6 protein-coding genes are annotated in these 17,812 nt (G+C 45.8%); 3 read left to right on the plus strand and 3 right to left on the minus strand.

Annotated elements, in window-relative coordinates:
- The first annotated feature begins 276 nt into the window (after positions 1-276).
- The 3 genes from QL898_RS07095 (at position 277) to uvrA (ending at position 6,254) form a co-directional block, all read left to right on the plus strand.
- The gene (locus tag QL898_RS07095) at positions 277-1,947 is read left to right on the plus strand and encodes a DEAD/DEAH box helicase (protein WP_290176296.1); all 1,671 of its coding nucleotides are present in this window, start codon (positions 277-279) and stop codon (positions 1,945-1,947) included.
- A gap of 277 nt (positions 1,948-2,224) precedes the next feature.
- A complete protein-coding gene (locus tag QL898_RS07100; protein ID WP_160021724.1) occupies positions 2,225-3,469 on the plus strand; it encodes a DUF819 family protein in 1,245 nt (414 codons plus the stop codon).
- A gap of 217 nt (positions 3,470-3,686) precedes the next feature.
- Positions 3,687-6,254: an excinuclease ABC subunit UvrA gene (gene uvrA, locus QL898_RS07105; RefSeq protein ID WP_290176297.1), complete on the plus strand. Its 2,568-nt coding sequence runs from the start codon at positions 3,687-3,689 to the stop codon at positions 6,252-6,254.
- A 98-nt stretch (positions 6,255-6,352) separates the two neighbouring features.
- Here the strand turns inward: uvrA and QL898_RS07110 are convergent, their stop codons facing one another.
- Genes QL898_RS07110 through QL898_RS07120 form a run of 3 tightly spaced genes read right to left on the minus strand, consistent with a single transcriptional unit; the run spans position 6,353 to position 17,808 of the window.
- Positions 6,353-7,792, minus strand: coding sequence for a reverse transcriptase family protein (locus QL898_RS07110; RefSeq protein ID WP_290176298.1), 1,440 nt, complete (start codon positions 7,790-7,792; stop codon positions 6,353-6,355).
- Positions 7,793-7,795: 3 nt separating this feature from the next.
- Positions 7,796-10,045, minus strand: a complete 2,250-nt coding sequence (locus tag QL898_RS07115) for a hypothetical protein (protein ID WP_290176299.1) — start codon at positions 10,043-10,045, stop codon at positions 7,796-7,798.
- A complete protein-coding gene (locus QL898_RS07120; RefSeq protein ID WP_290176300.1) occupies positions 10,042-17,808 on the minus strand; it encodes a HEAT repeat domain-containing protein in 7,767 nt (2,588 codons plus the stop codon). The genes QL898_RS07115 and QL898_RS07120 overlap by 4 nt, the downstream gene beginning before the upstream one ends.
- Positions 17,809-17,812 lie beyond the last annotated feature (4 nt).

Here is a 17,812-nt window from a genome sequence, read left to right on the forward strand (position 1 = left end):
TAGATTGGTTGCTGTTTGCCTTTATCTGCTTTGGACAAAGCATTGATAATGAGCGTATATCAAGCAAGGATAAGACACTCGGCACTACCACCAAAATACGTCAGACAGCACGAACGCATTTATTATAAAGACGCTAAGCTCTATTGGCTTGGTTTCTAATTATCGACAATTTTATATTGCTCGGTAATGCTAATAAAAGCAGCGTGGTGAACGGTTATCAGTGGTATGCATCAAGTTTGCTGAATTTACAGCAACTTATACTTACCAAGGATTCTTATGACTGACATCTTATCTGCAATCGCCGCTGAAAACGGCATCATCGAAAGCACTGACATTCCAAATACTGATAACAATACTCAAGCGGCTGCTACTGACGCCACTGAAGAAAACAAAATCACTTTTACTGATCTTGGCATTGCTAAGCCAATTCTTACTGCCCTTGATCGCAGTGGCTATACCAATCCAACCCCTATTCAAGAACAAGCCATTCCTTTTGCTCTAGCTGGTCGTGACCTTTTATTGTCAGCGCAAACGGGTAGTGGTAAAACAGCGGCTTTCGTTATCCCTGTACTTGACCGTTTGAGCCGTGCTACTAGCTTTGACAAACTAACCAAAGCACTTATCCTAACGCCAACGCGTGAACTTGCTCAGCAAGTACATGACAGCGTTCGCACTTATTCTAAAGATATGCGCGGTCTATTTTGTGTACCACTAGTTGGCGGCGCACCATACAACGGTCAGATCACTGCTTTGAAAAAGGGCGTTCAAGTAATCGTTGCAACTCCTGGTCGTCTACTTGACCATATCAATGCAGGTCGCGTTGATTTGTCAAACCTAGAAGTATTGGTACTTGACGAAGCTGACCGTATGCTAGACATGGGTTTTGCTGATGACATCAGTGACATCCTTCGTGCAGCGCCAATCGATCGTCAAACGATCATGTGTTCAGCAACTTGGGATGGCCCAGTAGGTAAAATCGCTGCCAGTTTCACTAAGAACCCTGAGCGCGTATCAATCAAAGTAGAATCTGCACACATCGAAGAAAAAGTGTACTACTGTGATGATTTTGATCACAAAAACCGTTTACTTGACAAAATCGTTTGCCAACAAGATATGGAACAAATCATTATCTTTGCTGCTACCAAACGTAGCACTGAAAAACTGGCTAAACAGTTACAAGAAGCAGGCCATAAAGCAAGCTTCCTACATGGTGACTTGCCACAGAGCAAGCGTAACCGTATCGTTCAAGACTTGCGTAATGGTAAAGTAAAAATCCTAGTAGCGACTGACGTTGCTGCTCGTGGTCTAGATATCCCAGCTATCTCGCACGTTATCAACTATGACTTGCCGCGTCAGACTGAAGATTACGTCCATCGTATTGGTCGTTGTGGTCGTGCTGGTCGTACTGGTGTTGCTATTAGCCTATGTAGCATGGATGATCGTCCACAGCTTAACGCTATCAACCGTTATTTAGATCGCAAAATGGAAGTATGTATCATCGAAGGTATGGAGCCTAAGAAAACTTACGTACCTAGCGAAAACAAAGGTAATGGTCGTGGCCGTGGTCGTGGTCGTTCTAACGGCGGTGGCGGTCAAGGCCGTGGTCGTTCAGGTGGTGGCTATGCTGGTAAATCTAGCGGTGGTGGTCAAGGTCGTGGTCGTTCAAGCGACAGTGCTCCAACTGGTCAACGTGCTAGCAACGACAGCGGTTATCAAGGTAAGCCACGTGACACGTCAGGCAAACCAAATGAGCGTTCAGGTGGCAAGCCGTATCAAGGCAAGCGCACTGGTGGCCCAAGCCGCGGTGATAGCAATGGCGTTCCACGCGGTGAGCGTGCTGCAACTGGTCGCGGTCGTCCAAGCGGCAGCCAAGGCCGTCCAGCTGGTCGTTCTGACAGCCGTGGCCAAGGTCGTCCAAACGGCGGCAACCGTGGTAACAACTCGTAATACAGCTATATTTGACGATTAAAATCATTGATTCATTAATCGTCTAAAGATAGCACTAAAAAAGCCAGATACTTGTTATCTGGCTTTTTTGCGTTTACCTGTTTTGTATTGCTCAATAATGGGCGTATGACGTTACGTGTCTAGCCATTACCTTGCTGCTCATCCTGTCAAATACTACTCAGCAAATCCTAGCTAATAGTTGATGGCTGCTTGCAGGAGTTTTTTGCCTTGTCTATACTGATTTACTTTTGCCCGTTGTAACTCTTGGAGCGCCTTGATGCCAGCCACCTCAAATTTAGCAATTGATAATTTGCCATTAGCCTTTGGCATCATCATGGCCATTATTGGTCTGGTTTTTTATACCCAAGGCTTGCCAGGTAAGTTTTGGCGTCGGTTTTATGCTGTACTGCCTGGTATTGTACTTTGCTGCTTTATACCAGCCACTTTAAATAGCTTAGGCGTTTTTGCCGATGGCGTTGGTTCGCAGATTTATGGCTTTACTGCGACTTATTTGCTGCCAGCAAGTTTGTTGTTGATGACCCTATCTATGGATGTGCCCAAAATATTGGGCTTAGGCTGGAAAGCGATCGCGATGTTTTTTGCTGCAAGTATTGCCATTGTCATCAGTGGTCCAATCAGTTTGGGAGTCGCCAAGTGGATATCGCCTGCGATGTTTACCGATGATACGTTATGGCGTGGGTTCTCGGCAGTAGCGGGCAGCTGGATAGGCGGCGCGGCCAACCAAGCAGCGATGAAAGAGCTGTTTGGGGTCAGTGATGATTTGTTTGGTATGATGATTTTAGTCGATACGACCAATGCCTCACTGTGGCTGCTAGCTATCTTAGTAATGGCAAAACATAGCGACAAGATAGACCGTTTTTTGCGCGCTGATACCAGTAGTATTGATAAAGTGGTCAAAGCAGTCGAGAGCTATGAGCGTGATCATGCCCGCCCAGCAACTATTAACGATCTAATGGTGATGTTTGGCTTATGCTTTGCCATGGTCGGGGTCGCACACTTTGCCGGTGGCCAGATTGCAGAGTTCTTTGCGCCTTATAGTTGGGCCGTTCAATATAGCTTTGCCAGCTCGTTCTTTTGGATGGTAGTGATTATTACGGTAATAGGCGTTATATTTTCGTTTACTAAGATACGTAGGTTAGATCATGTTGGCGCGTCAAAAATCGGCACGGTATTTATCTTTGTATTAATCGCCGCGATCGGTATGCAAATCAATCTGGCAGGTATCGTCTCACAGTGGCGACTATTACTAATCGGTCTGTTATGGATGAGTATTCACGTCGTGATTATCTTTGCTGTCGCTCGACTCATTCGAGCACCGTTTTTCTTTTTGGCGGTTGGTTCTAATGCCAATACTGGCGGTGCATCGTCAGCACCGATTGTCGCTACGGCATTTCATCCATCGCTAGCACCAGTAGGAGTGTTTTTGGGTATTTTAGGTTACGCAGTAGGGACATTTGGTGGTTATATCAGCACGCAGTTGATGCGCTTGGTTGTATCTTAATACCTAAATTGCCAGCCTCTTAGCAACTTAATAGCATTTCTTGCTAAACAAAACCCGCCTTGATGCGGGTTTTTTATTATTAATGATTGGATGACTTGAGTTATCGTTTTGTCTATCTATGCTATTGATACGTAAGCCTAGCCACAGCCTTGCATAAGTACGTGTTAACCTTTCTGCTAATTAGGAATAAACAACGATTCATAGGAACAATAACGCTATGGCGAACCCAAAAAAATTAGAAGAAAAAACAAGTAAAACAAACACAGTAAAAAATGCTCTATATAACCCTGACCAAGAAAATATTCAGGTCAGAGGCGCGCGCGTACACAATTTGAAGAACGTCGATGTTGATTTGCCTCGCAATGCTTTGGTGGTCTTTACCGGTATCTCAGGCTCAGGAAAGTCGTCATTAGCATTTGGTACGTTGTTTGCCGAGTCACAACGCCGTTATCTTGATTCTGTATCGCCTTACGCAAGACGACTCATTGATCAGGTCGATGAGCCAGATGTCGATACCATAGAAGGGTTGCCACCAGCAGTCGCTTTGCAGCAGAAGCGGGGTACGCCATCAGTGCGCTCGTCCGTGGGTAGCGTAACGACGATATCCAATGGCCTGCGTATGCTCTACTCACGCGCAGGAGAGTATCCAGCAGATCAAGGAATACTATATGCCGATGCATTTTCCCCCAACACCCCAGATGGCGCTTGTCCGACTTGCTCAGGTATTGGCCGCGTATTTGAAGTCACTGAAGAGCTGCTGGTGCCAGACAATACCAAGACCATCCGTGAGCGGGCAATTGCGGCTTGGCCACCAGCGTGGCAAGGTCAAAATCTTAGCCGTATATTGACTACATTGGGCTATGATATTGATAAACCATGGCATACATTGCCGAAAAAGACGCGTGATTGGATTTTGTTTACGGATGATACGCCAACAGTGCCTGTCTATCCTGAATACAACATTGAGCAAACGCGCGATGCGATCGAAAAAGGCGAAAAGCCAAACTATATGGGTACTTTTACCAGTGCCAAAAACTTCATTTTGCACTCTTTTGCTACCACTCAGAGCCCGCGTACTAAAAAACGCGTCTCGCAGTTTATGCAGATATCTGAGTGCCCTGAATGTCATGGTAAAAAACTAAAGAAAGAATCGCTATCGGTTAAGTTTGCAGGACTCGATATCGGTGAGCTATCACAGTTAACATTGACTGAAATGGCGGAAAAATTAGAAGCAACCGCTCGTACTAAGGTAGGCGATAACACACCAAACCGCGAAAAAGCCATCGTCGCCCAGCGTATCGCCAGTGATATTCTCTCTCGTGTTGAAGCGCTGACAAGGTTAGGGTTAGGCTATCTCTCGCTTGAGCGTACCACACCGACTCTCTCTCCTGGTGAGCTACAGCGACTACGGCTGGCAACCCAGATTCGCTCGCAGTTGTTTGGCGTGGTATATGTCCTTGATGAGCCATCGGCAGGTCTGCATCCTGCTGATACTCAAGCATTGCTAGGTGCGTTGGATGAGCTGATTGCCACTGGTAATTCGGTGTTTGTCGTTGAGCATGATGTGAGTGTCATCAGACATGCCGACTGGGTAGTCGATGTCGGGCCAAAGGCAGGCACGCATGGTGGCGAGATTGTCTATAGTGGCCCTGTAGATGGACTTCGTAAAGTTACGCAGTCGCATACTGGTCAATATCTATTTGCCAATGCTACGTCTAACGCACAGTCAAAATCTAACACAAGGCAGCCGGCAGCCTGGCTCAAACTTGCCAACATTGAGCGAAATAACATAACAGGATTAGATGTTGAGTTTCCGCTTGGGGTGATGGCCAGCGTCACAGGGGTCTCAGGCTCAGGCAAATCAAGTCTCGTCAGCCAAGCATTGGTAGAGCTTGTCAGTGAAGCGTTGGGGCAGAAGACAGTTACAGAAGCGCCTGTTGGTGAAGCAGATTTACTTGAGCAGGAGCTTGAGTCAGTAACTGGCGGTGAGATCGTCGCTGGCATGGAGCACGTCCGTCGGCTTATTAATATCAATCAAAAAGCAATTGGTCGTACACCGCGATCTAACTTGGCAACCTATACGGGCTTGTTTGACGATGTGCGCAAGCTGTTTGCAGCGACCAAGCAAGCAAAAGCGCAAGGCTATGATGCTGGCAGGTTCTCATTTAATACGACTAAAGGCCGCTGCCCAAATTGCGAAGGTTTAGGGTTTGTCAGTGTTGAGCTGTTGTTTCTACCAAGCGTCTATGCGCCTTGTCAAGTATGTCATGGGCAACGCTATGACGAGGAAACGCTGGCAATCACTTATCGAGACAAAAACATCGCCGAAGTATTGAACTTAACAGTGGAAGCAGCTCATGAGTTTTTTGCTGATGAAGTACCTATTTTGCGTGCATTAGAGGCGTTACTACAAGTTGGACTTGGTTACTTACGTTTGGGTCAGCCTGCCACTGAATTATCAGGTGGCGAAGCGCAGCGTATTAAGCTTGCCACTGAGCTGCAGCGTGTGCAACGAGGCGACACGCTATATATATTGGATGAGCCAACCACAGGCCTGCACCCTGCTGATGTATCTATGCTCATGACTCAGTTAAACGGTCTTGTCGATGCGGGCAATACCGTCATCATGGTTGAACATGACATGCAAGTGGCGAGCAACAGCGATTGGCTCATTGATATTGGGCCAGGAGCAGGGGAAGCGGGCGGGGAAATCGTCGCTCAAGGTACGCCATATGACGTTGTTCAGTCAAAAGACAGCCGTACTGCACCGTTCTTATTGGTGTGATAGAAATATATTTATATTAGTACACGTCATTCAAATAAGTATGAGTATTAGAAATAGAATTTTTCTAATACTCATTTTTTATAAGGATAAATAAATATCTATGCAGATGTTTCTTGCTGCACTTGTAAACGCTCGATTCTAGCCAGATAACTGTGTCCCAGTTCAGGCTCTGCCGAAGCGATCCAAGCGGCATATCCTGACAGCGTATTTAAAGTCTCGTCAGCGCGTAATGTGCCGCCTGCCTCTAAATTATGTACCGCCGCCCGCAACATTTTTTTGATTTGACGAGATACCCTGGGTACGCCTTGTCCATTGACCACCATGCCTGTCACTTGTTGCTGATTGCCTTTACGAATCACGCGCGTTTTATCATTATTCAACGCAAAACCTTCTTCGCGTAATATCTTATGGACTGAGCCGAGCAGTTGCCCGATTAGCTTATTGTGCTGCGTATCGGCTTGTTTCTTTGCGATGCTGGTCGTGGCTTTAATCGTTGTTTTAGCCTTCGATTTGGGTTTGGTGTCTTCAATAGCGGGAACACTAAAGGTCAAGTCATCGGCGTAACGGCTATAACGTAGCCCCAACTTTTCTGCCAATCCTGTCAAGCGGCGATCAAGATTTAGGCAAACGATGTTTGTTAATGCAGGACTGGTAGGTGCGCCTTGTGGCAAAGCTCTATCACCCAACGCCACATAGTAGGTAACGCCATCTTGTTTGATGATTTGTCTGGGTGCTTCGGTGCACAATAGCGCCAGTAGCGTGGATATTTGTTCTTGATAGCCTGCATGACGGAATACGCCTTTGACGCGGCGCCAGCTGACACTAGGGAAAAAGTCTTTGACATCCAACTTAATAAGGAGCTCGCTGTTGCTATGTACTGCTGCGTTAGTCACGATAGATTTGCCACGTACAAAGCCATGGGCGGCACCATGTGTCGTTAAGTTATTCAAAATATTGTGCAAAATCCAGCGTTGCACAAACTTCAAACGTGGTATCGGCGACCATATTTGACGCGCTGTGCCATTGCGTTTGGCAATAGTAAAATGCGAATAAGACAGATTGGTGGCAACCTCTCTTTGATAGCACAATCCTTTTAACTGCGGGATGGTAAGGTTAACTGCTTCTGCTAACTCATTATGTTTACGCAGCAGTGGCAGTTTGTTTTCAATCAGCCGATTGGCCGCGTCTTTGATATCCCATTTATCGGTACTGGTATCGTCCGTCCAATATACTTTCCGGCCAAGATAAACCATGTGATGCGCTTTGTATGCTTGCCAAGCAGCCTTTTTGAGACTTTTTTCTTCAGCTGCTTCCTTTTTTAAGGCTTTTTTATAGCGATCCCGTTCTTTTGGGCTCATATTGTCGACAGGTTGACGCTCGACCATAAAGCCTTGACTGACTAGCTGCTGCTGAACATATTGGTAACGTCCGCCTGCCAGCTCAATATCTTGCCATAGTTGCTGCCACTGACGCTCAAAGGGCGTGGCATTAGGCACAGGGGTTATATAATCATTCTGCTGCTCTGTCTGCGTCGTCATACCTTACACCCCTTGGTTTTCGATAAAGCCTTTGGCTTCAAATCTGGCAATATGTTGTAAAAATGCGGCTTTGGCTTGAGCAGGCTGATTGAACACCAGCTGCTGGCGCGTATCCTTGTCACCTATTGTTTGTTCAATGGTAATCTTCTTATGGGCAATGGTGATGTAAACATAAGCAATAGCGGTCTCTTGTGCGGTTAACGCTTGTGTCTTATCGCTTGTAGTCGCGTGTATCTGAGCAGCTGGTTGGGCTAAGGCCGTTAAATCAAGCGTCGGTGCAGAAGGTAATGTCATCAACGAGCTATTGGATGCTACTTGTACGCTTTCTTTTTTATTCTTAGGCTGATTAAAGCGCTTACTCGGTACGCGTTTACTCAAGACACGAGTGTCATGCCAGCTGTCATTACCCGTGTTATTCGGGTCGTATTGATTATATCTAAGTCGTAGCACAATAAGATGCGCGCACACGCCATGAGTGAGACGATGTTGCAAGTACTGCGGACAGCTACATTCCGCCTTGGTAACTAGCCCTTCATCGCCTAATTGCAGCTGGCTGTGATAAGTACGTCTGTCTTCTTCGACATGAATATCTGCACGAATAGTAATACCTTTGACAGCGACAGTCTCAACTGTGAATTTCTGCACAGCATCTGTACGGCCAATCAAATCAAAAGCCTGCTTTTCTGCTTCGTTGTGATAAGCGAACTGTGCCATATCAAGCGGCACTTGGCTCAAAGGTCTGTAGTGATACAGCTGCGTCGCTATCTCATAGCGAATTAAGCCTTGCTGAGTACCTGACAGTAACCACTGCTGTACTTGTGAGTGAGAAACAGGCACAGACGTTAATGAAGCATCTGCTGATAGCGACTTTACCAAATCTTCTAGCGTACTAGGGGTATTTTCCAGTGTCTTAATTAATACAGACAAGCCATTATGCTCATCGTTATTATCATTATTACTATCATCTAAGGTTGCTTTACTACTGTCTGATAACCCTTCAATAGCAGCTAATGTATTTTGCAGTGGGCGCTTTGGCAGTAACAAGTCAAAGTTTAATGACTGTGACCAGTTGGCTTGGCTAAAGCCTGTCATAGCAAAGGTAAAATGAAAGCCTTTGCCTTTTAGTGTCCAATAGCTTGGCATGCCTTGACCAAGTAGCGATACTGAAACGCTGTCAGTATGCGGCAACAGGCGTTTTAATAGGCTGAGACGACGGCGACCCCATAAGCGAATCAGCTTCGCTTTTTGACCTTGATAGGGCTTTTGCTGTTGGCTGACTTGGCTAGTAACAGTGATGTCAAAAGGCTCTAATATAATCACCGGCAGCTGCTGAGGTCTAAGCTCAATCAACAATCCGCGGCGTTTGCCTTTGATGTCAGCATGCATGCGCAGCTCAAACAGCACGTTATACAGTGCGATTGGATCTAGATGGATGGTGTCTTGTGGCAATTGACCTGCAGACTGTACTTGTAGCAGCGCTCTGATCCAGCTTTTGGGCACATTGATACGCTTTTCTATGATCTGTTTTTTTACGGTGGGCGTAGTTACTGTACTATCAGTATCTGCTTCAGCGGTCTCTGGCATAGTTTCGAGTAACTGTAAGCCGACCGCTTCATGACCAATGTCTAATATCGTTTGTTGATGATCGCGAATTTTCTCAATACCGTTAAACAAAGTCGCACTATAATCAATGCTTGTTGTGCCAAGGGTAGGTTTAGCACTTTGCTCAAAAACTTCATTGGTCAATGTCAACTGAGCATAGCAGCCTTCATCACGGCTAAATACCTCAAAGCTGACACCTTGCTCATGCACCTGAATAATCGGGTCCAAAATACAAAAAGCCAGTGGGTCATTGTCGAACAACCACGTGAAATAATCACGCTGCGCAGTAAATAGGTTTTTATTGCTGCTGGCACGGCGCATCTGCATAAATACCGTATACGCTGAGCGATCTTTTGGTACATAGCGATAATCACTACTGACCACATCAAACAGCGCTAGCAAACTGTCACGAAAAACAAGGGGAGACTTGACCTTACCGTGGAAGTTAACCTCCGATCGATTCAGCTGAGCAAATAATGCCACATGCTGAGTGTGTTCGGTCGTTTGCGCCTCCGACAGTGAGTCTGACGGTTCGTTAACTTGACTGATTTGGCTGGGTGCGGCGTAGTCCAACTGCATCATCAGACCATCAGTGTTTGCTACTTCTGACTCTGTTTCTGATGCTTGGTCTAATTGATTGTCTATAGTCATTGACTGTCTCCTTCACCCTGATTGCTTTTTTGACTGCTGTCCTGACTACTTTGTGCTGCGATAGATGACGACGGACGCTTTTGCTGTGCTCGTATCATGGCACGTTGCCAACGGCGTAGTACTTTATAAGCAAGTCTCCGAATGTCTGAGTTTTCATGTGCCATGAGCGTCGTCAGCCATTGTTCAATATTTGGATCATGTAGCTGCCCAAGCGCTTCGATAGCACGGATGCGAACCGTCATCTCCATGTTGTCATTATTCGCACAATGATAGAGTGCGTCAGCGTCTTTGGCTCTGATCCACTGTAGCAGCTGTTGATTGATTGGTATCTCGGTAGACGAGCCCTTATGTTTTAGCGCATTGTTTTTCAGCGCATTCTTTACTACAGTTATTATGGATTTTTGGGTAGATGTACCGCTTTGTTCAATACGAGCAATCACAGTTCCTAGCAAGGATTGGTTGTCGTAAGTGAGCTGCGATTGAGTTGCTGTCGAGACAACGCTCAACGTTGGCACGATGCTTGATAGCATCTTATCTTCAGCGACAGGTCTAGCCAGCAATGCTAACAGCGCTTGCTGCCACCAACCGCTAATAGTCGTAGAGAGCAGTGGAATAGAGGTGATGATCAATGGTTGACGAGCATCATTGAGCCACTCAAGCATTGCCGCGATCTGCTTGGCTGCTACTTTATCGACAGCACCTTTAGCAGTTGTGATAGAAACATGACGCATGATTAACCACACCAGTTGCGAGATGGTGGTGCGTACTTGCTCAACCATGCTAATCCACTGACTATTATTGATGGTCGTCGGACTGCGGTTGATGGTATCGATAAGCGTGTGCCATTGCTCGCTTGCAGTGTCAAAACGCTGCTGCAACATCGCAACCATCTCTTTATCAAGATAGCTGGTCGGATATTGGGTCAGATAGCACAGTCCAATATGCTGTGTCAGTATGTTACTACTGCTAATCAACGCGGTAAGCTGCGATGTTGGCATATCTTGCTTAGCCATAATGGCATTTTGCAGTGCCATCAAAGTATCGGCTGGCAAGTGCGCACCATGCTGCGTGATAAATGTTGCCAGCTCATCGATGCTGCTATTATCAATAATACGCTTTAGGCTCAAACGCTCCGTCTCTTCTACAAAATCATCATTATGGCTTTGAATGGCTGCCCAATCATAAGGATAAATCTGCGACGCCAGACTGCCCCAAGTTTTTTGTGCCGCAGTATAAGCCACCATAAGCACTGCACGGTCTAGGTTTCTCATCTTTAAGATATCTAAAATTAATGCTTTATTGGCATCGTTATCATTCATCTGCAGTAGCCATACCGCATGCCTTTGCGGACGGGAAAATATGGCTTTATCAAGATGAGTGCGTATATAGCTGCGTATTTGTTCCCAAGCAGGCGTTGTGTTGAGCCAGCGCAGTCCATTTAACCAATGGACAATGGCGGGATTGGTGAAATGGACGGCGGGGTCTGACAAGTGCGATTTTAATAGCTCAAAAATATGCGAACTATGCTCAAAGTCACCACCTTGTGCAAGGCGACCTAAGGCTTCGCTAGCCACGTCTTGCAGGTAATGCTCGTCGTCCTCGGCCAGTTTGATTAACTTATCATAGGCTTTGTATAAGGTATGAACCTGTAAGTTTTTATCGGCATTGTCCGCAGGCGAGCTAGCATTAGGCGAGTTATCACTTTGATTTTGGTTTTGATGGTCACTGCTGCCTAGTAGCTCGCCAATGGCTAACACACTGCAGCTGCGGAACTCAGCATCAGGGTTATAATCGATCGTGGCCATCAAGATATTGACTCCATCAGCATGACCACACTTAGCCAGTCCTTCAGCCGCGGCAAATTGCACATCGGCGTCTTTATTACGCAGGGCGTTTTGTAATGAGGCAATGCTGCTATGTCGTCTTTTGGCACGATATGCCAGTGCCTCGACCAATTTAAAGGTATGATTAGCTGGCATCTGCTCGTAGGCTAACGCCAAAGCACTATCAATGCGCGAGGATAAATCACTGTCGTCCGATTTTGCCCATGCAAGTGACGGCAATAGCAGCGCGGCAAGTGCATAATCACTATGACTCATAAGGGTCGTAAACAGTGACAGCAAGACTTTCGAGTCTCTAGGATGCTGACGTTGTAACCAACGCGTGTCTTCACGCTCATCTAGGTAGTCATCGATGTTTTGATCGTAACCGCTGATTTTCACCAAAGTGTCAAATAAGTATTTACGCTCTTCTTTATGCTTTTCTGGCGTGTACTCAAACAGATTCTCTAAACGCTGTAGTAATGGTGCGACCAGATGCGTATTACGCAGGTCAGCGATATCACCATAAATAAACTGCTTAGGTTTTTTGATATGGGGATCGTCAAGTAAGGCTAATAATCGTAAGTGCGCTTCATTAGCAACTTGTTCAGCAGTCGCAATATCAAAGCTGCTCTCCAAACCATTCTTTAAATGACCCTCTAAAGTGTTCTTATTGATGAATTGGTACGAGGTGAGTGCATCGACAAGCAAATTCCAGCTACGGTATTTCTCATTACTCGCTTGAGCATCTTCAGCAAAATCAAATAAGCTATCAAATAGCGTGCTGTCTGCAAACAGTACGTCATGAAACTCGACCAGTTGACTCAGTGCTTGATATTTTGCATTCCAATCATCACTCTTCACAGCGTGCAGCAAAAATGTCAGTTTGTCTTGACGCTGCCCTGACGGCGATTGACTGTCTGCAAAGGGCGTGACGATGACTTGTTTCCATTCAGCAACGATCTGAGGCAGTAGCGACTGACAATATGTCTGTAGCCCAAGCAAGCTGGCTGGCAGATGGCCTAGTCGGCCTTTTAGCAGCTGATAGGTCTCTTCTGCTAAGGTGTGATTATTGGTTTTTAACAAATCAATGAGTTGTTGATCAGCGCTACTACTGACAGTCGCTGTATCCGATGGTTTGCTTTGCTGCTGTATGGCATCGTTCTTTGCGGTATCTAACAATAAATCCAAGCCGCGTTTGACCATATCACGGTAGGGCGTACTCATTGCATAGTCAGCCAGCTTTTTGGCAGGCATGTCCAGCTTATACAAGCATGCCCAAGCCAACTCACGAGTGTCAAAACTACTATGGTTCAGTAGTGGCAACAACACGCGACTGGTACTGTCTCGCCAGTCCTCATCGTTATTAGTGTTGTTATTGGTGTTCAGCTGCGATGGTTGAGTAGCAAGCCACATTAGCCCTCGAATGGCTTGGTCTGTGGTGCTGCTATTAGCATAATAATCATCGCCTGCGCGTATGACGCCAATCCAAGCGCCAAAGGCAAGAGACTGGTATGGATAATGTACTTCCTGACTGTCTTGTTGTTCAGTAGGAGAGCTATCGCCTGTTTGTGTATCGCCTGCTACCTCATCAACTGTGGCTGTAACTGGGTGAGCACTTAACAATGCCTGCAAACTGCGTTGCCATTTTTGTAATGTCTCAAAAACATCGTCCTCATCGTCATAGTAGTCATGGGCGAGTAATTCAGATAAGTTACAAATGACACTAATGGTTTGCGCGCGTACCAATGGCTGCTGATGTCGACTGAGGTTGGCGAGCTGTTGTAAGTTTTCGGTACTGACGGTTGTCAGGATACTTGCTCGGATAGAGGATGTATTATGCGACTGTCCTTTAACACCACCTTTATATGCCGTGTTTGGCATGGCATCTATCATCATCGTAATGACTTCAGAATGAGAAGATAAAATACTACCTAATTGACGTGACAAATAATCACTTAGGTACTGCCACGTTGACGATAGTGCTTGCTGGTTATTAGGGTGTTGTACGTCATTTGGGTAACGAGCAAGTATGTTGGCATAGACTACTGTTGTGTCATTATCGGCAAAGCTTAAGGCTTCTATTAGTCGGTTAGGTCGACCAGTACTAGTAGCGGTCTTTTCAGGAGCTTGCCTGCCACCTTGCAAGCCATTCTGTAAATCATCAAATATCAATAACAGTCTGGCTGCTACTGCATAGGACTCTGACTCAAACAAAGGCTGTAATTGTCGTGCATGTGTAATACCTAAACCGTGCTGCGCTTGTAGCCAATGCGTAGGGGTCATCGGTGCAATAAGCGTACTAAGATTGTCTGTTTCGTCTCTTATGTCATGAGTAAGGAAGTACTGCCCGCGAGCATCACCTAAAATAGCCAAACATAAACTGGCTGATTGACTGATAATGGCGCGCTCATCTTTTTGCCATTTCACCAGTAGATCAATGTCCTCAAAAGAAACTATCTGCGTAAGTGTTGGAGCAAGTGATTTAAAATCGGCGTCAGGGTGGTTTAAATATTTATCGTACCAGTTAAGCGCGTTGTATGTTGAGGGATGAGCTAGCTTTGATAAACCAAATAATGCTTGGCCTACATGACTGTACCACTGAGTATATGTTTCACTTTTTTTGTCCTGAGAGGGTGTTGGTAGATCTAAGTAATGCTTAAAGACTTGGTACGCTTGCTCATCACTTCGCTTTGCCTGTTCTTCGTCAGCATATAAACGAGATTGGCTGGCCAGCAGTTGAGCGACTGTTAGCTGAATATCAGGATAAGGACTGTTGAGGGCCGCGGTAATCACTGCTTCGTGATGATTCGGTTGATCATCGGCGCTACTATCATCTAGGCTACTGTGATCCGCTAAAATAGTAGACTGTAAGTCTGTCAGCGCCAAAGCGACCGTCAAAGCTTGTTTACGTAGCTCAATACTGTCATCAGCGAACATGGCCACTAGAGCTGGCATCAGTTGTGTCAGCTGAGTCGTATTCGCTCTGGCTTGCACTGTCGTAAGGGCCAGTTGCTTAGTGTCCGCATAAGGGCTGGCAAGTGCATTTAACATGACGTCAGCAAACCCTAAGTGTTTGCTCTGTTTTAATGCGATGTCAAAGGCTTGCTTACGGATAGCGGCAAACGTATCCGCAAAGAACAGGGTCAGGACAGCTTGATTGGTCTTTTGGTGATTCGTTTCTTCAGTGTTATTGGCTTTATTTGTTTTATGCTTCGAGTTCATCGCTAGCAGCAGTCGTTGCCATTCTTCTATCGCCACTTGATGCACATCTTCAAAGAGGCTCTGCTGCAATAGCTCAATGATGTCAACGATAGCGCTATCAGAAACGTTTTTAGAAATAGTGTCAGATGACTGCTTAAATTGGCGGTTTAATAGAACTTTAACCACTTCTAATCGAATACTGGTAAAAGGGTTGTTCAATGCCTGTAGCAATATGTCTGTCATCTCTGACGACATCTGAGCGCTTTTATCACTGCTATCACCACTATTTGAGCTATCTGGTGCGACATGCTTTAAAAACAGCGCTAAAGACTGCTCATGAATATCTTGATGTTTAGAAGCAAAACCTGTCGCTGCCCAAGACAATGCATTGTCTGCTAACTTGCCATAGGCTTGCATGGCGACTTGGCGCACGCCAGCGTCCTTATCATCTAGTAATGTCGGTAGGACTGCTTTGGCGTCTTCTATATTTAAATGACCAAGCGCGGTGGCGACACCAGCACGGATGATGGCACTGTCATCATGGCTCATCAGACTAATCAGGGTGCCAAACGCACGTTTGTCTTGTAGGCAAGCCAGCGCATAAGCCGCTCGGAAACTGATATCTTCATTACTATTGCTTAAGCTTTGTAATAAGGGTTCTAACGTGTCATTGCTTAGATTTATAGATTCAGCAGCAGGCTTCTTGGATTTGGCCGTTTTAGCCTTACTCTTAGATGCTTGGGCACTATCTGCTTGCGAGATAAAATCTTGCGTAGATAAGGTTAAACGGATCGTCTCATCGGATTCTGATGGTTTAACACTCTTATCATTTGCCGCTGTGCTGCTAGCATTATCTAGTAGCGTGCCGCGCAGTAAGCGAAAGTCATCAAAATCAGTCAGGGTACGCAATGTTTGTGTGTCACCTTGCTGTTTCAACACCTCTATCAACTTGGGTTGAGACAGTAATGAGACATAAAATGCCGTTTGCCTAATCTCTGTATTACGATGATTCTGTAGCAGCATCAACTGACGCGAGACTTCAAGATGGTTTAGCATACCGCGCTGATACAGGCGAATTAACCCTGATTGGACAATGTCTGATTGATTGCAGTCTAATGCCATCAAATCTGCTTGCGGACTGTTCTCTGGCAATAAAGTCTCAAGGGACGCCAATGCTTGCTTGCGAATATTCGCAAAACTGTGTGACAACGCTTCTCTTAAAATAGGTAAAATTCTGCGCTGGCTGGTGGCATCCCTCATCGCAACCTTTAGGTAACCTTGTAACGCAGAAGCCACCACTTCTTCGTAGTAACGGTTTTTAAAGGCTTCTTCTAGATAATGCAGCGGGCGCTTCGCCGTACTTGCGCGGTCGGCCAAGGCATGAAAAGCAGCAAGACGTACTTTTGCACTGTGCGCCGAGCTTAGTTGCTGCTCTAAAACCTGAGCAGTTTTATCAAGATTAGTAGTCGCAACCCACTGTACCAATTGCAATGCTTGGTTAGCCGTGAGCGTGTCGCTATCAGCAAGTAATTTTTTAACCAGTTCTAACGTTTGGTTATCTGCTTGCGCCTGTAGCAGCGCTAGGCCTTCTTTAAACGACACATTGTTATTGTTTGAGGTATCTGTCAGTAACTGGCCGATTTTCTGATAGCCGTCTTTGATGATATAAGTAACTGGCAGCAGCTTACTGTTTTGTGCCGTACTATTTTGTGAGGTGCTACTCTGTGACGAACTTCTAGTATGGTCAATAGGTATGAAACGTAGGCTCTGATCGGCACTGACTACGATGAGCATTGGTTGCTCAGCGTAAGAAGATAAGACGATCTGTCGAGCCTTGGTTAGATCCTCTTTACAGCTGTTTGGTTGACCTTTATCAAATGCCCACGATTTAACACTCTTGTCATCTGCTGCGGTAAATAACCGTGTGTCTGAGACACAAAGCGCCGTGATCATTTCACTGTGTTGGCTAGACTTGGCTCTATCAATAGGGTGCAGGTCGCCTTGGACATGAGTACGGTACAAGCACTTATCTGCACCTGCTGAGAAGAAGTACTGCCCGACTGGCTCAAAACAAAGCGCGTTTACTTTACCTTGATGGAGCTGTTTGCGGCTACTTAGATTAAGCTGAGCACCATCTGATGCCCATTGATAGCTACTAACATCTCCCGCTTTATCTGCCACCACGAGCCACGAGCCATCACTTGACGTTGTTAGCGCGGTTAATGCAGGCTCCTTACTTGATGCTGCTATAGAAGACGAATAAGGTTCAATGATGACAGTACTGCTGGCTTGGCTTTCCTGATAAGGCCATACTACGATATGTTTTGGGTATAGAATAGCCAACGCATATTGTAGTGGTGCCATTGCTACAGCATGGCCTATAGCATTGTTGTTATTTTTAGGTGCATCGAGCAAGGATTTGGCACTGGTCTTCTTAACTTTCTTGGCTTGCCAATCCGTTTGATAAAGATGACCATCATCACCAATCATAATAATAGTGCTGTCATCTATTTTGGTGATGGCTTGCATCGCACAAGGCAGCACAGTTGTCGATAAGCTAAATTGTTCACCTTGTTGATCAAGGACGTATAAGACCGTAGCAGATGCTTGCTGCTGGCGAGTAATAAAAAGACTGCGCCCATCTTGCTTGGTTGTCTTTTGAGTTGCCGCTTGGGTACTGTTGGCCTTACTGACTAAGCCCATAATTTGACCCCAATAGGGGAGTGTTATTGTTTTCATGGTG

This window comes from Psychrobacter sp. APC 3279, assembly GCF_030407795.1.
Classification (GTDB): domain Bacteria; phylum Pseudomonadota; class Gammaproteobacteria; order Pseudomonadales; family Moraxellaceae; genus Psychrobacter.

Excerpts from the sequence above, each read along its gene's own strand:
- uvrA (WP_290176297.1), top strand. The coding sequence starts at position 3,687 with ATGGCGAACCCAAAAAAATTAGAAGAAAAAACAAGTAAAACAAACACA.
- QL898_RS07120 (WP_290176300.1), bottom strand. The coding sequence starts at position 17,808 with ATGAAAACAATAACACTCCCCTATTGGGGTCAAATTATGGGCTTAGTC.
- QL898_RS07095 (WP_290176296.1), top strand. The coding sequence starts at position 277 with ATGACTGACATCTTATCTGCAATCGCCGCTGAAAACGGCATCATCGAA.
- QL898_RS07115 (WP_290176299.1), bottom strand. The coding sequence starts at position 10,045 with ATGACTATAGACAATCAATTAGACCAAGCATCAGAAACAGAGTCAGAA.
- QL898_RS07100 (WP_160021724.1), top strand. The coding sequence starts at position 2,225 with ATGCCAGCCACCTCAAATTTAGCAATTGATAATTTGCCATTAGCCTTT.
- QL898_RS07110 (WP_290176298.1), bottom strand. The coding sequence starts at position 7,792 with ATGACGACGCAGACAGAGCAGCAGAATGATTATATAACCCCTGTGCCT.